Annotated in this window: 18 protein-coding genes; 2 read left to right on the top strand and 16 right to left on the bottom strand. The window is 66.3% G+C overall.

What is annotated here, in order from left to right; genetic code table 11:
• Window positions 1-131: 131 nt before the first annotated feature.
• Both V4558_14770 and V4558_14765 read right to left on the bottom strand, forming a co-directional pair.
• The gene (locus V4558_14770) at window positions 132-3,869 is read right to left on the bottom strand and encodes a carboxypeptidase regulatory-like domain-containing protein (protein MES2306763.1); all 3,738 of its coding nucleotides are present in this window, start codon (window positions 3,867-3,869) and stop codon (window positions 132-134) included.
• A 139-nt stretch (window positions 3,870-4,008) separates the two neighbouring features.
• Entirely contained in the window at window positions 4,009-4,302 is a 294-nt protein-coding gene (locus V4558_14765) for a hypothetical protein (GenBank protein MES2306762.1), read from the bottom strand.
• Between the two features lie 343 nt (window positions 4,303-4,645).
• Between V4558_14765 and V4558_14760 the strand changes: the two genes are divergently transcribed.
• Window positions 4,646-6,517, top strand: coding sequence for an ABC transporter ATP-binding protein (locus V4558_14760; protein MES2306761.1), 1,872 nt, complete (start codon window positions 4,646-4,648; stop codon window positions 6,515-6,517).
• Here the strand turns inward: V4558_14760 and V4558_14755 are convergent.
• The 13 genes from V4558_14755 to V4558_14695 all read right to left on the bottom strand — a co-directional run bounded on the left by V4558_14755 (window position 6,514) and on the right by V4558_14695 (window position 20,652).
• Window positions 6,514-6,696 (bottom strand): hypothetical protein, encoded by a 183-nt coding sequence (locus tag V4558_14755; GenBank protein MES2306760.1) that lies wholly within the window; start codon window positions 6,694-6,696, stop codon window positions 6,514-6,516. The two genes, V4558_14760 and V4558_14755, sit on opposite strands and share 4 nt — an antisense overlap.
• A gap of 281 nt (window positions 6,697-6,977) precedes the next feature.
• On the bottom strand, window positions 6,978-8,375 hold the full coding sequence (locus V4558_14750) for a hypothetical protein (GenBank protein MES2306759.1): 1,398 nt from the start codon (window positions 8,373-8,375) through the stop codon (window positions 6,978-6,980).
• Window positions 8,372-10,447, bottom strand: a complete 2,076-nt coding sequence (locus V4558_14745; GenBank protein MES2306758.1) for a hypothetical protein — start codon at window positions 10,445-10,447, stop codon at window positions 8,372-8,374. The genes V4558_14750 and V4558_14745 overlap by 4 nt, the downstream gene beginning before the upstream one ends.
• Window positions 10,384-11,319 carry a BatA domain-containing protein gene (locus tag V4558_14740; protein ID MES2306757.1) on the bottom strand — a complete coding sequence of 312 codons (936 nt, stop codon included), beginning with the start codon at window positions 11,317-11,319 and terminating at the stop codon, window positions 10,384-10,386. Before V4558_14740 ends, V4558_14745 begins: the two co-directional genes overlap by 64 nt.
• Complete coding sequence (locus V4558_14735; protein MES2306756.1) at window positions 11,289-12,143, bottom strand: DUF58 domain-containing protein; 855 nt, start codon at window positions 12,141-12,143, stop codon at window positions 11,289-11,291. The genes V4558_14740 and V4558_14735 overlap by 31 nt, the downstream gene beginning before the upstream one ends.
• A complete protein-coding gene (locus V4558_14730; protein MES2306755.1) occupies window positions 12,143-13,156 on the bottom strand; it encodes a MoxR family ATPase in 1,014 nt (337 codons plus the stop codon). Before V4558_14730 ends, V4558_14735 begins: the two co-directional genes overlap by 1 nt.
• Window positions 13,157-13,160: 4 nt before the next feature.
• Entirely contained in the window at window positions 13,161-13,877 is a 717-nt protein-coding gene (locus V4558_14725) for a DUF4159 domain-containing protein (protein MES2306754.1), read from the bottom strand.
• 21 nt (window positions 13,878-13,898) lie between these two features.
• A complete protein-coding gene (locus V4558_14720) occupies window positions 13,899-15,233 on the bottom strand; it encodes a TldD/PmbA family protein (protein MES2306753.1) in 1,335 nt (444 codons plus the stop codon).
• Window positions 15,233-16,867, bottom strand: coding sequence for a TldD/PmbA family protein (locus tag V4558_14715; protein MES2306752.1), 1,635 nt, complete (start codon window positions 16,865-16,867; stop codon window positions 15,233-15,235). Before V4558_14715 ends, V4558_14720 begins: the two co-directional genes overlap by 1 nt.
• Window positions 16,868-16,884: 17 nt before the next feature.
• A complete protein-coding gene (locus V4558_14710; protein MES2306751.1) occupies window positions 16,885-18,201 on the bottom strand; it encodes a TldD/PmbA family protein in 1,317 nt (438 codons plus the stop codon).
• Window positions 18,201-19,814, bottom strand: a complete 1,614-nt coding sequence (locus tag V4558_14705) for a TldD/PmbA family protein (GenBank protein MES2306750.1) — start codon at window positions 19,812-19,814, stop codon at window positions 18,201-18,203. Before V4558_14705 ends, V4558_14710 begins: the two co-directional genes overlap by 1 nt.
• A gap of 123 nt (window positions 19,815-19,937) precedes the next feature.
• The gene (locus V4558_14700; protein MES2306749.1) at window positions 19,938-20,228 is read right to left on the bottom strand and encodes a YciI family protein; all 291 of its coding nucleotides are present in this window, start codon (window positions 20,226-20,228) and stop codon (window positions 19,938-19,940) included.
• A gap of 1 nt (window position 20,229) precedes the next feature.
• On the bottom strand, window positions 20,230-20,652 hold the full coding sequence (locus V4558_14695; protein ID MES2306748.1) for a SufE family protein: 423 nt from the start codon (window positions 20,650-20,652) through the stop codon (window positions 20,230-20,232).
• Between the two features lie 47 nt (window positions 20,653-20,699).
• Here V4558_14695 and V4558_14690 point away from each other — a divergent pair, with 47 nt between their 5' ends.
• Entirely contained in the window at window positions 20,700-21,545 is an 846-nt protein-coding gene (locus V4558_14690) for a sulfurtransferase (GenBank protein ID MES2306747.1), read from the top strand.
• Window positions 21,546-22,033: 488 nt separating this feature from the next.
• Here the strand turns inward: V4558_14690 and V4558_14685 are convergent, their stop codons facing one another.
• A complete protein-coding gene (locus V4558_14685; protein MES2306746.1) occupies window positions 22,034-23,653 on the bottom strand; it encodes an O-antigen ligase family protein in 1,620 nt (539 codons plus the stop codon).
• Window positions 23,654-23,719 lie beyond the last annotated feature (66 nt).

Here is a 23,719-nt window from a genome sequence, read left to right as displayed (position 1 = left end):
GACGGGATTGTCGATAATGAAAAGCGGGGCCGCTGCGACTGCAGCGGCCCCGCTTTCGATCCCTGGATAATGGATGATGGATGATGGATAAGGAGCCATCGATCATCCGTCATCCGTCACCCTGTTGTTGCTTACGGCCGAGCCGGCCCGCGGCCGCCGCCCTGCTGGCCTCCGGGGCCGCGCTGGCCACCGAACAGACCCTGCTGCGGGTTGCGGACATTCTCCGGCAGCAGCGCCCACTGCACGTCAGTCAGGATCGCCTTGGCCTTGGCGCGATCAGACGTCTGTTCCTTCTGAACCGCTTCCATCACCGGCCGCAGTTTCGGCATCAGCGCCGCGAAGTCGGGGTTGTCACCAGCCTTCTTCATCTCGGCCTCGAAGTCGGCGAGCAACGGAGTGATCCGGGCATCGCTTGAATCGACGATCGCCTGCAGCTGGGAGATCTGGGCGGCCGACAGCGCCAGCGAATCCTTCCGCTCGAGCGCCGACTTGGCCGGGTTCGGTGCTGCTTCGCGGATCCGCGTCAGGAACTGCTGGGCGAAGTTGCCGCCGCCCTGGGCGCCGTTGGCGCCGTTGGCTCCACGGGCACCACCACCAAAGCCACCACGCAAGGCGTCACGACCTTGCGCCGCACCGATGGTGTACCGCCCGGTCACCCGGAGCTGGAACGGCGAGCGGATCGACGTCGACGCGGCGCTGGTGGCGCCGAAGCGCTCATTCACCACGTACTTGAAGAGGCGGGTGTTGCTGTCGAAGCCCTTCACCGTGAGCAGGGTCGCATCGGGACGCGCATTGCCGCCCCAGCCCTTGATCTCGTCGGCGCCGTGCACCAGTTCATCGAGGCCGCCGAGCAGGTTCACCGTGGCGAACGAGACGGTCATCCGGCGATTGAACTGCGCCGGCCGCCAGTTGACCTGCAGGTTGAACTGCGGCGTCCAGGGGCCACGGCAGCTGTTGCGCGCCGCGATCTTGCCGAACTGCGACTCGAGGCACGAGCGAGCATTGCCGGAAGTGCTCGACAGCAGGCGCGCCATCGCGGCCGAGACATCGGCGTCCGCCGTCGTCGCGGGATTGAAGATGTAGGCGCGGTCGTTGCGCGAGCCGTCGCCATTGATGTCGCTGCCGACGGTCGGGGTGTACGGCGTCCCCGATACCATGCTGCCGATGGCAGTGATTTCGAGGCCCTGATTGAAGGGCCAGGTCACGTTGACCTGCACGTTGTGCCGCCGATCGCTCGACGAACGCGCCCACTCGTACACATTCGGATCGCCAGCGGTGGAATTGCCGCCACCGAAGCCGCCACCAAACCCGCCACCCGCGCCACCCTGATCGCGCGCGGCCATCAGGGTGTAGTTCAGGTTGATCAGGGCGCCACGACGCGTGAACGCCGAGATGCCGGCGGTCAGCTGCTTGGTCTCGTTCTCGAGCTTGCTGAAGACCTGATTGACGGTGCCGTAGTTGACGTCAACGCGCGACGCCGACAGCGGAATCGCGCCGGTCGTGGTGATGATCTGGGTCGGATCGGCATACACCGGGCGGTTGCCCTCGTTGCCGATATTGAATCGCGCGGTCTCGTTCAGGTTCAGGTCACGCGAGGCCGACTGACCGACGCCGCGCACGTACGAGGCGTCGACGTTGAGTGACCAGGTATTCCAGAACCGGCGCGTGATGCCGAGCGAGGTGCGGTAGGTCTTCGCCGCACCATAGTTGGCGTCATACACGGTCACCGAGGGCCGCCCGGTCAGAATCGGCGATGAACCTCCGCCGATGCACTCGGTCGGAATCGTGCTCGGATCATTGGCGTAGCTGTTCCAGTCGGGCGTCGGAACGTTGCCGCCGACGCAGCTCAACTGCGTCTCGGTCGTCAGGAAGCCGGCCTGCGCCTGCGCCGTGCCCGGGAGCGTGCTGGGCATGGTGCCGCGGAAGATCCCTGCACCGCCACGCACCACGAGCGCCGGCGGCGAGAAGCCGCGCTGGCCCTGGCCCTGCTGCTCGCCGGACGGGATCGTCCACGAGAAACCGAGGCGGGGCGTGAAGTAGCTCTCGGTCGGCAGCAGATCGGTCCGCACCCCGAAGATGCTCTCGACGGCGGCGTTGCGTGCCGGTGCGCCTGCATAGCTGCTGCGCTCGAACCGCCCGCCCAGCGTCAGCTGGAGATTCTGGCCCGGGCGCCACACATCGCTGAGGTAGACCGCAGAGTTCATGGCCCTGCCGCTGCGCACGGTCGGCTGCAGCGTGCGGCTGAAGGACGCCGGGGTGTTGCTGGCGAAGTCGGCGAGCGAGTTGTAGAAGAACGAGCCCCAACGGTTGTTGGTCACGTCCTGGTCAAAGTGCGATACGTTCGTCAGCAGGCCCAGGCGGAAGCGATGTGCGCCGCCACCGGGAAGCAGCGAGATCTCTTCCGAGATTTCGAGGGCGCGGGTGTCGTTGTGCTGCGGCAGGCCGGTATTGCCACCGAAGCCGAAGGTGCTGGTCGAGACACTGCCGTCATCGAGGGTCGAGAAGTTCTGGACGCGGCCGGTTGGGACGTTGAGGAAGCCTTCCGACTTGCTGGTGTTCTTCGAGCCGTACACCCGAAGTTCGTTCGTGATGGCAGTGCCGAAGCGTGACGCGACCGACAGCTGCACGCCGCCGCCCGAGCCGGTCTGGTTGCCACCGACCTGCGCCAGCTGGGTCGAGCCAATGCGCGTCGGATCGGAGCCATTGAGGTTCAGGTCGCCACGGACGGTCACCGTATGGCGGTCGGCAGCGTTCCAGTCGAAGCGGAGCGTGCTGGTGAGGCGGTCGGTGGTGCGATTGTTGTCGATGGTGCCGGCGCGCGCGGTCAGCCCCGTCGCGTCGGCGAGCGTGATGAAGCGGGCGACCGAGTCACTCGATGCCCCGAGGCGCGCGAGCGTGGTGGCATCCGCCGCGTCGAGCGTCGCGATCGGCGCCATCGCCCGGTTGAGCTGCACGGCACCATAGAGGAAGAGCTTGTCCTTCTTGACCGGGCCGCCGAAGCCGGCACCGAGTTGCTGGCTGGTCTGGCCCGCAGTGAAGACGTTGTTGGTCGCCGAACCCCACGCCAGATGACGATCCTGCAGGTTCGCGCTGAGTGAGCCCTGCACGACGTTGCTGCCGCCGCGAGTCGTCGCCGAAACCTGGCCGCCGCTGAATTGACCGCGCGCGACGTCGTAGGTGCTGGTGATGACACGCGTGCCGCGGATGGCATCCTGCGGCAGCGAGCTGTTGCCGCCGCTCATCGAGGAACCGTCGACGACGAAGCTGTTCTGCGAGGTGCTCTGCCCGGCCACCGAGAACGAGGCGCCGGTGGAGTCGCTCCCCGGCGTGACGACGACGCCCGGCGCGAGAGCGGCGAGCGCGGCGAGATCGGAGGCATCGATCGGGAGCTTGGCGGCCTGGTCGGCCGAGATGTTACGCTCGGTGCTGCCCGGAGTGGGGCGGTCGTTCTGGTTGCCGGCCGGCTGGCGGTTGGCGCGCGAGGTGATCTCCTGCAGCACCACCGGCTTCTCGCCGAGCTTCACATTCAGGATGATGCGATCGTCGTCCGACTGCCGCGACACGTTCTGGATGAACGGCTGCTTGCCGATCTGACGAACGGTCACGCGATACTGACCCGTACCGTCATTGAAGAAGATCGTGTAGCGACCCTTGTCGTTCGATGTGGTCTTCTTGGTGACCTGACTCTCGATGCTGTATGCCTCGATGATCGCACCGGCGACCGGCTTGGCGTTCGCGTCGGTGATGGTTCCGGTGATCACGTCGACCGAGCTGCCGGTCTGCGCGCCCGCCGGGCGGGCCGCCACAACGAGGAGAGCGACCAGCACCATCACGAAGCCCATTGGGCGGGCGAACAATCGACTCTGCATCACGCTTCCCGGTGTCGGGGGTCCTTCGGCACGAACTCGGCGGAAGCGCCGAGTGGCACCACGGACCTTGGTACGCCGGGAGATCTGGAAAAGTTGTCCACCCCGCCGGGTAGGCGGGGTTCCGATGCTGGAACGCTGGTCAGGCCGGGTCGGCTGGGGGCGTCGGCTCCTCAGGCGGCTTCGTCGGCTCCGGTGTGGCAGCCTTCTCGGCCTTGGGTCCACACTCGAGGAAATCGGCCATCCGTTCCCTGATTCCCTTGAACTCTTCCTCGGCGTCCTTGGCGAATTCCTCGAGATCTTCCTTCGCCTCGCCGACCGCTTCCTCAACCCGTTCCCGGGTTCTGGCCATGAATTCATCGGGGTTATCGAGCGCCGCCCTGGCCTTGGCCGCGAACTCCCGCGCCTTCTCATCCAGCTCGTCGAACACGCTCATATGTCACTCCTGGTGGCTGGGCCGCCATGCGGCGCCCCTAGTAGGGTAAACTCATCGCGGCTGACCGGCGTCTCAATGGGGTGTTCCACCCTGGTGCCGCCATCCGACCGCTCCCCGCGTCGTCGAGGACCCCGATCGACTCGACCGTGCTGGCCGCTCAAGGCGGCGATGATCTGAGGTTTGCCGTGCGCGACGCGCTCCGATCACTCGGCGCCCGCTGAGGGTGGCTGTGCGCCGAGCGAGGGAATACCATTGGTAGCCGTCGGCCGGGAACGAATTACCGTGCGGGACGGTTACCGGTGGTGTCTCTCTACGCCTGGAGCCCGATCTGACCTCGACACGCTTGCGAGCACCGCTAGGTAGTGGCGCCATCCGGGCTGGAGCCCGCGGGACCGGTCCCACCCCCCCGAAGGAAAAGAAGAAGATCACGACCGCGATGGCCTGGCGTGAGGCGCGCGAGCTCCTCTGGCAGCATCGCCGACGGCTCGCACTTGGCTTCGTGCTCATGCTCATCAACCGTGCCGCCGGGTTCGTGCTCCCCTGGTCGTCGAAGCAACTGATCGACAACGTGATCCCGACCAACAACGGTTCGCTGCTCTGGCCGCTCGCTGCGGCCGTCGGTGTCGCGACGCTGGTGCAGGCGGCGTCGTCCTTCGGGGTGTCGCAGATTCTCGGCGTCGCAGCGCAGCGGGCGATCACCGAAATGCGCCGCGCGGTGCAGGCCCATCTCGTCCGCCTCCCGATCAGGACATTCGACGCCACCCAGACGGGCCAGCTGGTATCCCGGGTGATGAACGATGCCGACGGGATCCGCAATCTCGTCGGCACCGGCCTGGTGCAACTCCTCGGCGGAGCCATCACGGCGATCGTCGCCTTTATCTGGCTGATGGCCATCAACTGGCGACTGACGTCGGTCACTGCCGTCCTGCTGATCGGTTTCGGCGGCGGTATGGCGTTCGCGTTCACCAGGTTGCGACCGATCTTCCGCGAACGCGGCAAGCTCAACGCCGAGGTCACTGGTCGACTGGTGGAAGGGATCTCCGGGATCCGGGTGGTCAAGGCCTACACGGCGGAACGACGGGAGCAACACGCCTTCGCGAAGGGGGCCAACAAGCTCTTCCGCAACGTGGCGGCAACGATGACCGGCGTCTCGGCGACCACGGCGCTCTCGACGGTGATTGTCGGAATCATCGGCACGCTGCTCATCATTGTCGGTGGCCACGACATCATCGCGGGGCGGATGTCCAAGGGTGATCTCTTCCAGTACGTCTTCCTCACCGGCCTCCTCGCCGCGCCGCTGATCCAGATCGCGTCGATCGGCACCCAGATTACCGAGGCATTCGCGGGACTCGACCGTATCCGTGAGCTCCGGGCGCTGGCGACTGAAGACGAGGGGGATGCGGAACTCGAGCCGATCGGAGCCGTGTCAGGGCACGTCGAATTCGACCACGTCACCTTTTCGTACGAACCCGGCGTTCCGGTACTCAAGGATGTCACCTTCGATGCCCCCGCCGGCTCGACGACCGCGCTGGTCGGAACCAGCGGCTCGGGAAAGAGCACTCTCGTCTCGCTGGTGATGGCATTCAATCGGCCCGACAGCGGCCGGATCCTCATCGACGGTCGCGACCTGGGCGGCATGCGACTGCGCGAGTACCGCAGCAAGCTCGGCATCGTGCTGCAAGACAACTTCCTCTTCGATGGCACCGTGCTCGACAACATCCGCTTCGCGAAGCCGGACGCCACCGAAGCCGAGGTGTTGCGAGCGGCGGCGATCGCACACTGCGACGAGTTCGCGCTGCGGTTCGAACTGGGATACCAGACGATTGTAGGAGAACGCGGGGTGAAGCTGAGCGGGGGGCAGCGGCAGCGGGTCGCGATTGCGCGCGCGATTCTGGCGGATCCGGCGATCCTGATCCTGGACGAGGCGACCTCGTCACTCGATTCGGAAAGCGAGTCGCTGATTCAGGACGGGCTGGCACAGTTGCGGGCGGGCCGGACGACTTTCGTCATTGCGCATCGTCTCTCGACGATCACGGCGGCCGATCAGATCCTGGTGCTGGAGGGAGGCGAGATCGCGGAGCGGGGGACCCACGCGGAACTCGTGGAACTTGGTGGGCGGTACCGTTCACTCTATGACCGGCAGTACCGCCAGGCAATTGATCGTTACGTGAATCCTGGCGAGGAGCTCGCGGGAGCTACTCGCCAGCGACCCTAGCAGCCGCCTACTTCGCGCAGGAGCTGGGCGATGGCCTGGCGGCGGCGAAGGCGATCATCGAGGCTGCCCGCAGGAGCGAAGTCGGTCTGCTCCTCGTGGCCGGTCTCGATTTCGTCTTCGCGCCCTTCCTCGGCGCGGCGCAGCCGGTCTTCTTCGTCAAACATTGAATCGCCGAACATGGGACCCTCCTTGCTTGCGCGTCGTTCCATCACGCGTCCGGGTGACACGGTGGAGCGGTGGATCCGGCGCCGTCACTGAGACGGGCCGTCGCGCAATGGTTTCTACCTCATACTTCGTGCCATACGGCCAGGTCCGCGGAAGAAGCCCGGGGACCGTCGCAGCGCCGTGACCCCGAGGTCACGATGCGGCAACGAGTTGAGTGTCGGTAGCGGGACCGGGAACTAAAGCGCGGTCCGGCGGCTGATGCAGGCGGGATGACGCGAGGTGCGACGGTATCGCCTCAGCGCCGACGCCACAGGACGGTAATTCCTGCCAGAAGCGCCATCCAGGCGAGCCACCGAAAGGATGAGGCAGGATCGGAATCCTGGCTGACAGGGGAAGCCGGTGGAGCTGCCCCTATCAGGAGCCACAGGGTGTCCCTTCCTGAGGACAGTGAAAGCCAGCCCGGGTGGCTCGGCCACAGCATTGTGCGCCGCCTGAGCGTGTCTCCCGGGGCTGCAGGCAAGCGTACGCGTTCCGGGCTGGCGCCAGCCTCACGCAGTTCGGCCTCGGGAGTGGGTTCGCCGACGCGTTCTACCACGATGGGTTGGTCTACCTGCGCCGCGGTCTCATCACTGACACGCCACTCGGCGCGCGCGGGTCGCAACGCTGCCGCGAGCAGCCGCGCCCAGAACACGCCTGCAAGGGAATCGTTGCCTGCCAGGGACCAACTCCGCGTATTCAGGGCGCGCACCGCCACAACGACCCCAATGCCCCGGGGACTCTGCCGCGCAAGGGAGACACCGCCGGCTGCCATTGCCAGGGGATTGCCGCCACTGAGAGTGATCGGGGCAGCGGCGATGAGCGTGCTCGCCCGCGTGCCATCCAGCAGCGGCTGCACCGAGATCGGAGCCAGACCAGCCACCGATGTGGTGAACGGAAACCAGTCGGAACGTGAGTGCAGCGAATCGACGAGGTGGATCAGGCCAAGACCACGATCGACTTCGGCCAGGATCCTGGCCCGCGACGCCACATCAATCAGCGCGCCGCCGCCTGACGCGATCATCACGGCATCGAGTGAAGCCAGGTTGTCGCTGGACCAGGTGCGGGCTGGCGGATGCGGACCAGCCTGGGTGACTCGCTCATCAGCCGCGGTCAGGCGCGTCACCGTGGTGACCGACGCGCCCTGCGCGGCAAGTCTCCGCGCCAGCGCGGCGGTCTCAAAGGATGGCCGCCCCTCAACGATCAACAGTCGCAGGGAGGGTTGCGGACGGACATCGACGCCAATGTCGATGGTCCGCTTCCCCATCTCGAGTCGCCACTGCCAGTGTCCCGGCGCGTGGGTGGCTGCTCCAAGTGTGAACTTTCCCTGTGCCGCGACCGAATCGACCTTGCCATCCGGACCACGGAGGCGCAGCATCACCATTCGGGTGCTGTCGACGCGACCGCGCACCACCACCCGGTCGCCCACCGTCACGCGACGGGTCCAGAAAATCGAATCCGCAGGGATCGCGACCCGAGCTTGCGAATTGACATCCTGGTCGCGTCCCGGCGGTCGAGGTGCGAGGAGCCAGAGCATCACCACCACGACGATCGTGGCGAGCACACGGAGCTGCCGTCGCGGGCCGGCAACGTCTCGGCGAAGCGTGGTGACCGCGATCAGGGCGAGCGCAACCAGTGCGAGCATCACCGCGGTCACGGCGCAGTGCTCCCGAGGGCGCCGTGTGACGGGCGGGCCGAGCGTATCGGCGGTGGCGGTGCCGGAAGGGCCTCGAGCAGGCCGCGCAGCGCGACCTCGCGACATTCAGCGCAGGGGCCGTCGATCAATCGCCGAAGCGCCCGAAGGGTCTCGAGGTGCCGTGCTGGTTCGGCGTCGAGCGCGCGCTCGGCGAGGCGGCGTGCGGCCGCGTCGAATGCCTGCTTTGAGGGTTCACTCGTGGGCGCGTCGAGGGCAATGATCGCATCTCGAAGCAACGGCTCGGTTGTCGAGGCCAGTGTGGAATCGCGGATCGAGAGGGCGGCGAGTCGGTCGGCCTTCTTGGTCAGTCGTGTCCGGTTGATGTCCACAGGCTTCGGCTCGAAACCGATCCGTTTCACGTAGGCGCGTTCGGCGCGGCGAACTTCCTCGAGCGACGCCAGCGCGCGATACTCGGCCGGCAGTGCCCCCGCGGGACGGCCGGTGCGCAATTCACGCTCGGCATCCCACATCTCTGCGAGCGCGGACTTCAAGAGCGCCTTCACCGTGGGACTGAGCAGCGTGGCATTCTCGGCCATATCGTGCTCGTGTCGACCCGAGATATCCTGCCCCGGTCCTTCCGTCTCGTTGGTCTCCTCGCCCACCATCGCGCCGTAGCGCAAACGGAGGAGGTGCTGGTCGATTCCGATCTCGAGCGACCGGGCGAAGCCGCCGTCGTGCACGCGACCTGCCCGCACATCGCGTAGCAGCGCTTCGGTGTCGAGAATGATCTGCCGCTGGGAACGGAAGTAGGCCGGCTCGACACGGATGGCGACACCGCTGAGGGTGGCGCTGTTCCCGGCAAGCGTGTCGATCAGGGAGAGAAAGATGGTTTCCGATCGCGCGCTTTGCGGGGACGGGTTCCGGTTGTCCGTGGCCTCGAACGCGAGAAACACTTCGTCGCCCGGCTCCACGCCGAGGGAATCGAGGTGCACCAGTCGTGAGGCGACGAGTTCGCGTGCGCCTGTCCGCCTTTCGACATCGACGGAGAGCCAGTTCTGCTTGAACTTCACTCCCTCGCCCCGACCCTTGGCCACCGTCGCGGCCAGTCGGATACGGGAGAGGCCGTAGTCGTCGCGCGCAACGGCCCGAACCACCACCTCGTGCGGCTCCCGCCATTCCAGTTCGATGCGTCCGGCTGGAGCCAACACCGCGACCACCGGCTCGCGATCAGGGACGACGGTGAGGAGGTGCTCCTCTCCACGAATGCGCTGGTTGCCACTGGTGGCCTCGACGTGCCACACTCGGCCGCGCTCGGCAACTTCATCGGCGCGCCAGCCACCGCCCGGTTCCCGGATGCCACGGATGGTATCGCCCGCAGCGCTCACGATGATGACTGCACTGGCTTCGGGTGAGGTGACACGCCAGGTCACTGCACTCCCAGCCTCGACGATGTTATCCAGCGTGGTGGCATCCCGTGACGGATGCCCGGTGTACGAAGGCGGTGTCCAGCGCAGCGCGACCTGGCCAAGGCGAAATGGCGCGCTGCCGGCGGTAGCGGGGCCGCTCAGTGGTACGCCTGCGCGAGAGCGATCCGGAATCATCGGTACCAGCACGCCCAGCACCAGTGCCGACAGTGCGACCATCAACGCGCGTCGGACACTCGGGAGGGGGAGTGCAGGTGGTTCAGGTACCGCGTTCCACGCTGCAGTCACGCGTTCCTGCTGCAATCGCTCGAGCGGTGTGAGGGCGGGGGAACTCACCTGAAGCAGGGCGGCACTCTCCTCCAGGGTGGGCAGGGTGCGGTTGTAATGCTCGATCAACGTGGCGGCATCGATCGGACGGTGACGAAAGAGCCAGATCGCAGCGAAGGCGCAGCAGCCGGCAGCGAACACCCCGGCAGCGAGCGGCACGACGCCGAGGCGTTCGGCGATCCGCCAGGCGGCGAAGGCGACCGCGGCAGTCGCGATGGCCCAAGCTGAAGTTCGCAGTATGCGCGCCCTGCGAATCGCGTGACTGAGCTCGAGCGTGATCACGGGCGCCGCGCGGCGACCAGGCGTTCGACGAACAACACCAGGCACATGACCCACCAGCACACCATGCTCAGGTCGCGAGCCGGATCCTTGGTCGCGTCGCCAGCGCGAAGGCGCGGGGCTCGCTCCGCAAGCGGCGGCGCGACCGCCGGAGGTGGCAGCAGTCGCGTCAACAGAGTGTCGAGGGCACCGTCGCGCACCAGCGCACCGTGCGCGAGCGAAGTCGAATCGAGTGCGAGTGCCGTGTCGCGGCCGACGACGATGGTTCGTGAGGTACGCTCACCTACCGCTGCGACCTGGATCAGTGTGGCAGGGAGTGATGCGAGCCAGCGAGCCACTGTGTCGCGTGGTGCAGTGAACTGGGGGCTGCTGGCGGTGACCTGGAGGCGCAGCGGCGCTGGGGCGACTGGTGGGGTGTCGGCGAAGGGAAGTAGCCGCACCTTGTGCGAGAGGGTGGGGCGGGCGCCGTGGTAGCGGTCGCCGCCATCTGGCGTGACCAGCAGGATGGTGTCGTTGACGCCGAGCTGCGCTTCCGCCTCCGTGGCGAGCTGCCAGGGTTCGCGAACTGTTGGTGCAGCTTCAGCGATCGGAACGGAGGCGCCGCGCAGTGAGTCGCCCAGTCGCTCGGCTCCGGCTGGCACAACGGCGACCATCCGCCCGGGGCGCTGGTCGCGCATCACCGGTTGCGCGAGGAGCAGTGCCAGCAAGGTGACGAAGAGCACGCGCAGGGCGAGGAGCAACCATTCGCGGATGCGCGGGCAGGAGGTGGTCGCAAGGCTCGCCTGCAGGTCATCGATGCTGCCAACCTGGATGCGCTCAGGAGGCGCCGCAGCGCGGAGATGAAGCAGGATCGGAATCGCAATCGCTGCGAGTGCGCCGAGCCAGAGCGGGGCAAGAAATCCCATCAGCGACGCCCGGCCCGCCTCGCCAGCCACTCGCGAAGCGGGCCGAGGATCGGCACACCCGGGTCGAGCGCGATCCAGTCAACGCCAAGCTGGATCGCGGCCTCGCGATACCGGGCATGTTCCGCGGCTCGCCCGTGCAGTGCTTCGACATCGAGGGCGATGGTCGCGCCGCTCTCGAGGTCCTCGAGGAGGACCGGGCTGCAATAATCGAGGTCGTGCTCGCGCTGGGTCCGCAGCACCAGAAATGCGGCATCCCGGCCCGAGAGCTCGACGGCGCGCAGCAGCTGCTGACCACGGTCGAACGCATCGGTGATCACCAGCAGGAAGCCGTCGCGCCCGGCACCAGCCGATTCGATCAGCCGATCGATCTGCGCAGGGAGTGCGCCAGTGGGAGTCGCTGCGTCGAGGGTGTAGAGGAGTCGTTCGAATTGGCGGCTATCGCGCGAGGGCGGAATCGTGGCGCCGGGAAGGAGGAGAAGCGCGGGCGTGTCTCCCTGCCGGATGGCGAGACGCGCCAGTGTCGCTGCGAGCTGGCGGGCCACGTCGAACTTGCAGATCCCCGCCTCGGTATGTGCCATCGATCGGGAAGCATCGAGCACGATGCGCAGCGGCAGCGCCGTTTCGGCATCGGCTTCACGGACGAAGAAGCGATCGGAGCGCGCGAGCAGCTTCCAGTCGACCCGCCGCGGATCATCGCCGGGCTGATAGCCGCGGAATTGCGCGAACTCGATGCCCGGCCCGGGGAGGCGGGATGCGTGACGACCGTCACCGCGCCCGGCGTTCACGCGTCGGGCAGGGAGAGAAATCCCACGCAAGGCGTCGGCCAACGACGGATCGAACCAGCGGGGGTGCATCAGCCGATCGGGGCAGCCGGCGCGGGCAGATCGTGCAGCAGCTGTGACGTCACCCGATCGGCGTCGATGCCATCGCTTTCGGCCCGGAAGGTGAGCAGCACGCGATGTCGCAACACGGCCGGCGCCACGGCCTTGAGGTCGTCGAGGGTTACCGCGAAACGGCCGGCGAGCAACGCGCGCGCCTTCGCGCCGAGAATCAGCGCCTGCCCCGCGCGCGGGCCTGCGCCCCAGCGCACCGCGTCGGTGACGAGGGGGTTCGCGCCCGGGCCAGGACGGGTCGCGCGCACGAGACGAGCAGACCAGAGCAGGAGCGCCTCGCTGACGGGCACGTCGCGCACCAGTTGCTGCAGTCGCAGCAGCTGCGCGGCGTCGAGCACCGGCTCCGGGCGAGACTGACCACGGCCCGTGGTGCGAGAGAGGATCGCCGTTTCCTCGCGTTCGTCGGGGTAGCCCACGGTGAGCTTCAGCAGGAAGCGATCGAGCTGCGCTTCCGGCAGAGGGTACGTCCCCGCCTGCTCGATCGGGTTCTGCGTCGCGAGCACGAAGAACGGCGCCGGCAACGGGTAGCTGGTGCCCGCATAGGTCACCGATTGCTCCTGCATCGCTTCGAGCAGGGCTGCCTGCGTCTTCGGCGGCGTACGATTGATCTCATCGGCGAGGAGGATGTTCGCGAAGACCGGACCCTTGGTGAACTTGAATACCCGGCGCCCGGTGCCGTGATCTTCTTCGAGAATTTCTGTGCCGATCACGTCGCTCGGCATCAGATCCGGGGTGAACTGGATGCGACGAAACGAAAGTGTCACCGCATCGGCAAGGGTGCGGATCAGCAGGGTCTTGGCGAGGCCCGGCACGCCTTCGAGCAGACAGTGCCCGCCCGCAAGGAAGCCGGTGAGGAGGTCGTCCACGACCGCCCGCTGCCCGACGATCACCGTGCCGATGGCGGTGCGGAGCGCGGCGAGCCGGTCGAGAAGCTCGACAATCTCCCGCTCCTCGGGAGTGCGAGGGGCGCTCATGCGGTCACCGTGACATGGCGTAGAGGACGATGTTCACGCCGAACTTCGTGTTGTCCTCGGCAAGGAAGCGCTTGTTCCGGAAGTCGTAATCCCACTCGCACCCGTAGTCCTTGTTGCTGTAGAGGACGGCCAGGCGGCCGTCGATGGTGATCCCTTTCACGTAGTCATGGACCAGGTCATCGCCCCACCCGTTCAGCTCCAGTGAGGTGTTGGGTGGCCCATTGGGAAAGCGAAAAAACGCGTTGCAGAGCCCGTGAGATTTCGGAAGCTTGACGAGGGACGTTGCGCCGAAGATTCGCCCCATTTCGGCCTCGAAGGTCCTCGCGAAGAGTCCGTCGATATCGTGGTTGCAGTCGTCGGCGAAGAGAAATCCGCCGTTCTGCAGCCAACGGGTGAGATGCTCGCGCTCCGGGCGCGTGAACTCGACCAGCCGATGCCCCGCGAGATACGCAAAGGGAGCATCGAAGATTGCCGTCGATTCGAGGTCGATCACCTTCTCCCGGGGCTCCACCGAGACGGTGGTGTACTCGGCCAGCGAGTTGATCAGGTTGGCCGGCATCCGCTGGTCGACATCCCAGTCGCCCGAGCGATAGCGCAGCCGGGTGAAGGTGAAGTCGCTCCGTCGCCGCCCGAAGGTGAGGGCGCGCGCCTCCGCGCCGGGGGCCAGTAACGAGGCGGCCCCGGCAAACGCGGCGGTGGCAAACTGTCGGCGAGTGGGCATCGCGACGAGGGGCGCGTTCCCCTACACCGCGTCCGAAAGCGAGGAGAAGGTGAAGTCGCGGATCCGCATCGGCGGAATCACCGAGACCAGCCCCGTCTCGGCATTGCGAACCCGCACGGGCGCGCCAAGCGCATCGAGGTTGTTCAGCATGATGACTGGTGACTCGTTGAAGCGGAAATTCTTTACCGCGTAGGCGAGCTTGCCGTTCTCGATGTAGAAGGTCCCGTCGCGAGTGAGCCCGGTGAAGAGCAGGGTCTGCGGGTCGACCGAGCGAATGTACCAGGTGCGGGTGACCAGGATGCCGCGCTCGGTCCCACGGATCAGCTCTTCCGTCGATGCTGTCCCGCCGGCCATCAGGAAGTTCGCCGGTCCGGGTTGCGCCGGAACGTTCCGCTTCTGCGCCCAGTAGCGGGAGTAGGAAAGGTTCTTCACCACTCCCTTCTCGATCCATGATGTCCGCTCCAACGGTCGCCCATCGCCGGTCCACGGCGTGGCCGGGCCGATCGGGTCCATGGGGTCGGAGTAGATGTTCACTCGTTCATCGAGCATCTTCTCGCCGAGTCGCGTCCCGCCGCCCTGCTTCGAGAGGAACGACCGGCCTTCCTCCGCGCTGCGTGCGTCCATCGAGAAGAGAATGTTCTGGATCAGGTCCACCGACGCGGCCGGTTCGAGAATCACGGTGTACTTGCCCGGCTCCACCGCGCGAGTCTCGTGCGATGCCGCCGCTTTTTCGGCGGCGAGACGCGATACCCCGGCGACATCGAGGCGCGATGCATCGTGAGAGTCCGTCGTGCCGAAGCCGGATCCCAGGCCATCCTCGGTCCGCATGGTGACCGAGTATCCGGCCGCCGTGGAGCGATCGTACGCGAAGAGCCCCTTGGAGGTCCCCATCGCACTGATCCCGTCGCTGTGGTCCAGATAGCCGGCAGCAACGCATCCCTTCGCCTTGGCGGCGTCGAGCCCGATCTGGGCGATGGCCGCACGCTTGTCGGGGTCGAGTGCCGCCGTGCTATCCGCCCAGTCGCGTCCGACGGCGTACTTCTGCGGCCCGAGCGGTGGCATGTATTCTGGATCTTCCGGAGCCAGGCGAGCGAGTTCTTCCGAGCGAGCGACGAGCCGGGCAATCGACTCATCGTCCAGCGAGTTGACGCTCGCGCCGCCCGATCGCTTTCCGAACGCGGATACCACGAAGAGCGAGGTGTTGTGCGCGCTGCCCGAGGTGCTGACCGCGTTCCGGGCGAAGCGGATGTTGCCGCTCGTCCCCTCGTTCAGGTACACCACGCAATCTTCGGCCTTCGAACGGGCGAGCACGCGGTCGATGATGGCCTTGGCTTCGGCCTCGGTAATGAGCGCCATCAGATCTTCCTCGCGGTGTTGATGACGTTTACGCCATTGAATCGAGCCGTGGATGAGCCGTGCGATACCGCGCTCGACTGGGAAGGCTGCCCCTTGCCGTCAAAGAAAGAGCCGCCAAGTCGATAGTCCCGGCCGTCACAGACCGCGGTGAGCGAATTCCAGAATTCGGTCGTGTTGCTCTGGTACGCCACATCCTTGAGCGGACCTGCAAGCTTGCCGTTCTTGATCTCGTGGAAGGTCTGGCCGCCGAACTGGAAGTTGTAGCGCTGCTGGTCGATGGAGAACGACCCCGCACCGACGATGTAGATCCCGCGTTCAACCTTGGCAATCAGTTCGGTCGGCGTGAGCGGGGTGCGTCCCGGGCGGAGCGAGATGTTCGGCATCCGCTGGAACTGTACCGAGCTCCAGTTATCGGCGTAGCAGCAGCCCTGCGATTCAGTCTGCCCGAGCACGCCCACCTGATCGCGGATCGCCTGATAGTTCACCAGAACGCCGTCCTTGATGATGTCCCACTCCTTCGTCTTCACTCCTTCGTCGTCATAACCGACCGCGCCGAGCGATCCCGGCTGGAGCTTGTCGGCGACGATGTTCATCAGCGGGGAGCCGTACTTGAAGGTCCCGCTCTTCCACTTGTCGAGCGTGGCGAAGGAGGTGCCAGCGAAGTTGGCCTCGTACCCGAGGACGCGGTCGAGTTCGGTCGGATGGCCCACCGATTCGTGAATCGTCAGCCACATGTGCGCCGGCTCGAGCACCAGGTCGTACTTGCCCGGTGTGACGGAGGTCGCCGTCAACTTGCCCTTGGCGTCGCGTGCCGCTTGCGCTGCATCGGCAACGAGGTCATACCGATTGCCGTACAGCACGCCGGCAGGACCGGTGACCTTGTCCTGCGGCCGCGTCGAGAGGTACTCCCAACCCATGCCGACCGGGCTGGACAACGCGTCCCGAGTCTCGAACTTGCCCGACTTGGCGTCGACGTACGTCGCCGTGAAGGTCGGCCAGAGCCGATGAATATCCTGGTCGATGTAGGAGCCGTCGGTGGAGGCGAAATACTTCTGTTCGTTCACCACGAAGAGCGCGCCGTCGAGGAAGGAGGCGCCGGCCTTGAGCGCCGCATCACCGGCGGCGGTGAGGAGGGCCGCCTTTTCGGCGATCGGAATCGAGAAGGCGTTCTTCTCGATCGGGGCTTTCCAGGTCACCTCACCGTACCCGCGCTGCGCCGCGAGTTCGACCGGACGTGAGCCGAGCTTGCTATTGGCTTTGGCAATGGCAACGGCGTCATTGGCCGCCCGGGCGATGCCGTCCGATGTCACGACATCGGTCGCGGCGAAGCCCCAGGTGCCATCCACCAGCACTCGAACTCCCGCGCCATACGACTCGGTGCTCTGGACCCCCTGGATCATCCGGTCGCGCGAGAAAATGCCTTCGTTGAGATAGCGTCCGATGCGGACATCGGCGTAGCTGGCACCCTTGCCGCGGGCCGTGTTGAGCGCGACATCGGCAAGCGCCTTCTTGTCGGCGGTCGGCAGCGGCGTGATCAGTCCGCTGAACGAGGCGACTGGGCGCCCGTTGCGTGCCAGCAGGGCGAACCCGGCTGCCGCCGAAGTGGTCGAGATGAAATCCCTTCGCGTCGACATGGTATTGCTCCTCCGTCTCAGATCGCGTCCGAGAGCGAGGTGAAGGTGAAGTCGCGGATTCGCATGGGCGGCAGCAGCGAACCGTTGATCCGCACCGGGGCTGCCAGCGCGTCGACGTTGTTGAGCATGATTACCGGCGACTCATTGAACCGGAAATTCTTCACGGCGTGCTTGATCTGTCCATTCTCGATATAGAAGGTGCCGTCGCGGGTGAGGCCGGTGGCGAGCACCGTCTGCTGGTCCACCGACCGGATATACCAGAAGCGGGTCACCAGGATGCCGCGCTCGGTGCCCTTGATCAGGTCGTCGACGCTCCCTGTGCCGCCTTCCATGATGATGTTGCCGGGGCCGTTCAGCGGCGAGCGGCCAGTCTTCTCGGCCCAGTAGCGGTTGCACGCGAGCGACTTCACCACGCCCTTGTCGATCCAGGTCGTTGCCTGCGCCGGTGCGCCGTCACCGCCCCATGGCGCGCCGGGAATGCGCGCGTCCCACGGATCCGATCGCACGGTCACGCTCTCGTCGAAGAGCTTCTCGCCGAGCCGGTTGCCACCGCCCTGTTTGGCAAGGAACGAGCGGCCCTCATCCGCATTGCGGGCGTTGAACTGGCCCCAGAGGAACCCGAGCAGCTCCTCGGATGCCGGTGGCTCGAGGATCACGGTGTACTTCCCGGGCTCGAGCGCGCGTGCCTGGCGCGACGCGACAGCCTTCTGGATCGCCGACTGCGATGCGCGCTCGGCCCCGAGCCCGCCGAAGTCGTTGGCGTCGGTGGTGGCGTAACCGGAACCGGTCTCATCGTCCGTGCGCATCGTCACGGAGAACGCGGCGGCCGTGCTGCGATGGTAGCCGAATTGTCCGGCCGAGTTGGCATTGGCGGTCCAGCGGGCCGAGTCGTTCTCGAAACCGGCCGCGACGCACTTGGCCGCCTTCGCGGGCTGGATGCTGGCTGCCGCAATCCGGGCCCGGTCCATTGCCGTGACGCCATCAGTACGGTCATTCCATGCCGGCGTCGGGCGGTAGCTCTGAGCGCCGAGCAACGGCATTGATTCCGGATTCTCGGGGGAGAGCTTCGCGAGCGACTCCGCCCGTCGCACGCAGGCGGTGATCGACTCCGACGAGAAGTCGTTCGTGCTGGACGAGCCGCTGCGCTTGCCGAAGATGGCCGTGACGTTGAGGCGCTGATCGGTTTCCTCGCCGGCCGTGGTCACCGTGTTGCGGGCGTAGCGGATGTTGCCACCGTGCGAACCGCCCGCGCTCGCGGCACAGGCTTCGGCCTGCGACTGCTTGAGCACCCGATCGAGGAGTTCGCGCGCCTGCGCTTCCGTGAGCATCGCCATCAGAGCTTCCTCGCCGTGTTGATGACGTTGATGCCGTCGAACCGTGTGGTGGAGCAACCGTGCGAGACAGCACTCGACTGCCCTGGCTGTCCCTTGCCGTCATTGAACGATCCGCCAAGCCGCCAGTCGCGTTTGTCGCACGTCGCCGTCGTCGAGTTCCAGAATTCCAGGGTGTTGGCCTGATAGGCCACATCCTTCAGCTGGCCGGTGATCTTGCCGTTCCGGATCTCGTAGAACAGCTGGCCACCGAACTGGAAGTTGTAGCGCTGCTGGTCGATCGAATACGAGCCATTGCCGAGGATGTAGATCCCCTTCTCGACATTGGCGATCATCGCGGCGGGGAGAAGTGGTGCGTTGCCCGGTGCGAGCGAGACATTCGGCATCCGCTGGAATTGCACCGAGCTCCAGTTGTCGGCATAGCAGCAGCCGTGGGATCGCGCGTGACCCAGGATATGCGCCTGGTCGCGGATCGCCTGGAAGTCGGTGAGGATGCCGTCCTTGACGAGATCCCACTTCTGCGTCTTGACCCCCTCGTCGTCCCAGCCGCACGCGCCGAGGGAACCCGGCTCCAGCTTGTCGGCGACGATGTTGACGGCAGGGGAGCCATACCGGAACGTCTTCGAACGGAGCTTGTCGAGCGAGGCGAAGGAGGTGCCAGCGTAATTCGCTTCGTAGCCGAGGATGCGATCCAGCTCGAGCGGATGCCCCACCGACTCATGAATGGTCAGCCAGAGGTGAGTCGGATCGAGCACCAGCGTGTATTTCCCCGGCGTAACCGACGTGGCCCCATGCTTGGCCTTCGCTTGCTCCGCGGCGAGCCTTGCATCTTCCACCATGTCGTACGATCGGTTGTAGAGCACCGAAGCGGGGCCCACCAGGCGATCCTGCGCGCGCAGCGTCAGGTATTCCCAGCCCATCCCCATCGGCGCGCTCAGCGAGGCTCGCGTCTGGAAGGCGCCCGTCGTGCGGTCGACCACGGTGACGTTGAAGCCGGGGGAGATCCGGTGGATATCCTGGTCGGCGTAGGTGCCGTCGGTGTTGGCAAAATATTTCTGTTCATTGACGAGGCCGATGTTCATGTTGATGAAGGTCGCCCCCGCGGTCATCGCGGCGTCGCCGACCGACATCAGCAGATCAACCTTCTGCTGGATCGGGATGTCGAAGGCGTTGACTTCGATCGGTGTCTTCCAGCTCACTTCGCCGTAGCCGGGTTCCCGGGCGAGCTGCACCGGCTCGGTCTGCAGGATCGCATTGGCCTTCGCGATAGCGACCGCCTGCCGCGCGGCCTTCGCAATCCCGTCGACGGTGAGATCGTTGGTGGCGGCGAAGCCCCAGGTGCCCTGTGCGATGACCCGGATTCCCGCGCCGAATGATTCGGAGTCGGCGACGGCATTGATCTTTCGCTCCCGGGCCGAGACGAACTGATTGCGGTAGCGTCCGATCCGGACGTCGGCATACGAGGCGCCGGCTCCGCGCGCCGCGCCGAGGGCGGCATCGGCGAGGGCCTTCTTGTCGGCGCTGGGAATCGGAGTCAGGGCGCCAGTACGGCGGAGCGGAGCCAGGGAGAGCCCCGCGGCCAAGCCGGAGACGGCCAGGAAGTCGCGGCGTTGCATCAGGATCCTTTCGGGATGAGGCGGGAGAGCTGTCCGGGAACCACTAACACTGCCAGAAGTTGTCGGGTGGGTCAACAACGGAGAATGCCCGGTCGCGGTTTCGCGGGCAGGCCAAGCTCCGCGCTACAGCTGATCGAGGCCTTCGGCGCCCAGCACCGGGTTCCAGGGTAACAGTTCGTAGTTGGCGAGCCCGTCGCGGAAGAAGGGGTCGTTGTCGCGAATCCGGTCGAGCGCACGCGTGTCGCCGTCCGGCACCCGGAGCAACAAGGCACCCCCTACGCGCGGATCGAACGGCCCGGAGGCAAGCAGGACCCCCTCGGCCTTCAGGGTCTTGAGGTAATTCCGGTGACCCTCGGTGGCCGCGACGATTTCCTCGAGGGGCCGGCGATAGCGAATCAGGATAAGGGCGTACATCTCATCTCCCCGTATTGGCTGCGGCGACCGATCGCTTGATCCGGCCGAGTATGGCGGTGAGTCCCTGGGTGCGCATCATGCCGAGGGTCTCGCCCAGCGCGAGCTGGTCGAGCAGGTCATCGGGGACCGCCGCGACATCGGCCGGAGAGGCCCCGTTGAGCCGGGCAACAAGGAGCGAGACGAAGCCGCGGACGGTGGGCGACTCCCGCGGAATCTCGGCATGTATTGTTACGGCACTGCCGGCAACGCCGACCCAGAGGAAAACCGGCGTCTGGCATTCGGTGACGCGATGGGCCTCCAGATCGCTCGCTACCCGCAACTCCGCGGGCAACTCGGGTAGCTTACGGGAGTAGTCGAGCAGCGTCTCGAGCCGGGTGTTGCGATCGGCGGCCCGGAAGCGATTTATCAGGGTATCGAATACCATCGCCAGATCATCCTCGAGGATTGCGCGTGGAATCTAGTGCCGCTCCGATGACCCCTCCCCTGGTTTCGGCCAACTGGCTCACGGCACACGGTCACGAGCCCGGGATCGTCGTGCTTGACGCATCGTATTATCTGCCGGCGATGGGGCGCGATGCCGATAGCGAATATCTCGCGGCCCACGTCCCCGGTGCCGTCCGGTTCGATCTCGATGCCGCCAGTGACCCCGATGCCGATCTTCCCCACATGCTGCCGTCGGCAGAGCGGTTTGCCGGCATCGCCGAGCGTCTCGGCATCCGCCCCGATGACCGGGTGATCTGCTACGACGGCAGTGGCCTGAATCTGAGTTCCGCACGCGCCTGGTGGATGTTCCGCGTCTTCGGCCACCACAACGTCTCGGTGCTCGACGGCGGCTTCGGCGCGTGGGCTCGCGAAACTCGTCCGGTACAGCGTGGCGTCGTCCGCCGACTTCCCACCGGCTACCGCGTTCCCGTCATCGATCGTTCGCTGGTACGGGATCGGGCGGAGGTCGACCGAGTCGTCTCGGGTTCCGAGTCCGCGCAGATCGCCGACTGCCGTTCGGCTCCGCGGTTCAATGGCACCGAGGACGAGCCACGCGCCGGTCTCCGGCGCGGGCACATACCCGGCAGCGTGAACACGCCCTTCGCCGAGTTCACCAATCCGGCGACGCGGTTGTTCAAGTCACCGGCCGAGTTGCGCGCACTGTTGCGTGAACATGGCATCGATCTGTCGCGGCCGATGATTTCCACCTGCGGATCCGGCGTGACGGCGTGCACTCTCGCGCTCGCGGTCGAGGTGATTCGCGCCGCGGATCCGGAAGGAGTGGGGGCGCCGGTGGCGGTGTATGATGGGAGTTGGGCGGAGTATGGCCGATAAGATAAGAAGGGAGAAGGGAGAAGGGAGAAGGGAGAATTAGCCCCTGGACTTCTTCCAAAGGCCATACGTTAAGCCCTGCGCTCGCACGGACATACTGATGAGCGTCGGGATCTGCGCACCCAGGTCCCCAAGGAAACGCAACAGTTCGGTCGTCTCCACGGCTGACGCATGCGCGATTCGGAAGTGAAATCGACAACGAGATCCGATTCCAGACGCATAGCCTTCCGCGAGATTCAGCTGGACAGAGAGTGAAGCGCGGCGAAGCTGATCGAATATCGTGGATCGAGCCGGAGTCCACGCCGCCTCCGCGTAGCGATGGACCTCGAGTGCATTTTCGTGGGCGACCTGCCAAGCGATCAAGTCTCGGTGCGATTTCATGTGGGGAAGTTTGCCGGAGAGCGCAAGAACCGGTCATCATCAGTACGCAGCAGCGGTCCTGATTGTGCGGGTGCGGCTCCCTTCTCCCTTCTCCCTTCCCCCTTCTCGTCCTACCGCACACCGCACCTGCGCGCCGCCGCTCTCGGCGCGGGCCAGTTCGGGGCCATCCGAAGCGCTGCCGCGGCGTCATCACGCACGGCAGCACAGTTACCGCGCTCAGCGAGGGCGATGCGAATCGGATAGCTGCCGGGGTCGATGCGTGCGGCCCAGGTCAGTCGGCGGAGGTCGCGGCCATTGCCGGCGACGAGGTACGCGGTGGTCTGGGTGACGCTGCGCAAGGCAATCAGGCAGAGCAGCACCATGACTGCGGTGCCGAATGCGGTGCTATGCCGTGGTGCATCGTCTTCGATCAACGCCGTGCCATCGGCACGTTGCAGCAGCGCCCCTGCCGCGAGTGCGACGAATAGCAGCGGCGTCGGCAGGAGCAGCACGGCATCGAATACCCCGATCACAGCGACCGCCGCGAGGAGCGCCAGGAGCGCCGCGCCGTTCAATGCGCGTGTTCCCCCCGACATCGCTGCGGTCACTCCGCGCCAGGCCAGGGCAAATCCGAGAAAGGCGAGTGCTCCCACGGCGATGATGCCTCGCTCGCTGAGCACCGCCATCCAGTCGCTCGATGGCCAGGGATTGAGTGGCACCGGATCGCCGAAGGCCCACGAGGGGTCGGACGAGGGCGCGACATCGCCATATCGGATGGGCCAGTTTCCCGGACCGACACCGAGCACGGGATGCTCAAGCGCGAGCTTCAACGTGTTGCGATACTGGACCATCCGGCCGCGCCCCGACCCTTCGCGACGATTGGCAATGTCACCGAGCGTTTCGGCGTAGGGCGAACGGGCCTTCCACTCCAGCACATTCGGAATCGTCAGTGCGGCAACCACGCCGAGCGCGCCGGCCGCGAGGAGCAGCGCAGGGCGACCACGCGCGATCGGCAACTCGCCGCGTCGCCGCGCCTGCAGCAATACCAGTGCACTGGTGCCCGCGACCGCAACCGTGCCGAGCCACGCTGCGCGTGAACGGGAGAGGACGATCGCGGTGACAAGCGCGATCGTGAGCAGCAGCGCCATCACGGCGTATCGACGCCGGGCACCGAGCGCGATGACCCCGGCCACCGGCAGACTGAGGGTAGCGAAGTGAGCCATGAAGTTGCGATTGCCGAAGGTCCCACCCGGTGCGCGTGTCGCGGCAAAGAACGGCGAACTCAGGCCGTAAGCCTGGGCGAGCCCCGTGGCGGTGCCGGTCGCCGCGGCGACTGCGGCCCAGCCGAGCAAGGTGTCGGCAAGTCCGGCAGCGGCGAGCTGCCGCGCCGTGACGAGTGCGGCGATTCCGGAGATGGTGAGTCCCGCGGCGCGCGCGGCCATCCAGAGGTTGGTCGCGCCGGCGGTAGCGGCGATCGTGATCGCGAGCAGCAGGACCAGGCTCCAGCTCGTCGCGCGCCGAAGCCCGGTAGCAGGAAACGGACGGGCCAGTGCGACCGCAAGCCAGACGGCGAGATGGACCGCCGTCTCTTTCGGCAGCTGGTGTCGATCCAGGTCGCTCGGCGAAGCCGGTAACGCCGCGACCACGGCCAGGAGCAGGCCGACGCCCAGTACGTGCGCCGCCGCGCGCGTCGGCCAGCGGGCGGCGGCGGTATGGTCCAGCGAGGGCGGAAGCGCGGCGAGATCTGACATCGGGAGGCGTAGAACATACGTAGGGGAGGGGGCATACGCCGACGAGAGTAGATTTCCTCTCCGAAC

This window comes from Gemmatimonadota bacterium, from assembly GCA_040388535.1.
Taxonomy (GTDB): Bacteria; Gemmatimonadota; Gemmatimonadetes; order Gemmatimonadales; family GWC2-71-9; genus Palsa-1233.
The sequence above is the reverse complement of the archived record's forward strand: the minus strand, read 5'-3'. Positions and strand labels throughout refer to the sequence as shown.

Bases quoted from the DNA above. Each gene is read 5' to 3' on its own strand.
- V4558_14705 (MES2306750.1), bottom strand. From the start codon at position 19,814: ATGCAACGCCGCGACTTCCTGGCCGTCTCCGGCTTGGCCGCGGGGCTC.
- V4558_14690 (MES2306747.1), top strand. From the start codon at position 20,700: ATGACCCCTCCCCTGGTTTCGGCCAACTGGCTCACGGCACACGGTCAC.
- V4558_14685 (MES2306746.1), bottom strand. From the start codon at position 23,653: ATGTCAGATCTCGCCGCGCTTCCGCCCTCGCTGGACCATACCGCCGCC.
- V4558_14700 (MES2306749.1), bottom strand. From the start codon at position 20,228: ATGTACGCCCTTATCCTGATTCGCTATCGCCGGCCCCTCGAGGAAATC.
- V4558_14725 (MES2306754.1), bottom strand. From the start codon at position 13,877: ATGCCCACTCGCCGACAGTTTGCCACCGCCGCGTTTGCCGGGGCCGCC.
- V4558_14720 (MES2306753.1), bottom strand. From the start codon at position 15,233: ATGGCGCTCATTACCGAGGCCGAAGCCAAGGCCATCATCGACCGCGTG.
- V4558_14765 (MES2306762.1), bottom strand. From the start codon at position 4,302: ATGAGCGTGTTCGACGAGCTGGATGAGAAGGCGCGGGAGTTCGCGGCC.
- V4558_14770 (MES2306763.1), bottom strand. From the start codon at position 3,869: ATGCAGAGTCGATTGTTCGCCCGCCCAATGGGCTTCGTGATGGTGCTG.
- V4558_14710 (MES2306751.1), bottom strand. From the start codon at position 18,201: ATGGCGATGCTCACGGAAGCGCAGGCGCGCGAACTCCTCGATCGGGTG.
- V4558_14755 (MES2306760.1), bottom strand. From the start codon at position 6,696: ATGTTCGGCGATTCAATGTTTGACGAAGAAGACCGGCTGCGCCGCGCC.
- V4558_14695 (MES2306748.1), bottom strand. From the start codon at position 20,652: ATGGTATTCGATACCCTGATAAATCGCTTCCGGGCCGCCGATCGCAAC.
- V4558_14735 (MES2306756.1), bottom strand. From the start codon at position 12,143: ATGCACCCCCGCTGGTTCGATCCGTCGTTGGCCGACGCCTTGCGTGGG.
- V4558_14730 (MES2306755.1), bottom strand. From the start codon at position 13,156: ATGAGCGCCCCTCGCACTCCCGAGGAGCGGGAGATTGTCGAGCTTCTC.
- V4558_14715 (MES2306752.1), bottom strand. From the start codon at position 16,867: ATGTCGACGCGAAGGGATTTCATCTCGACCACTTCGGCGGCAGCCGGG.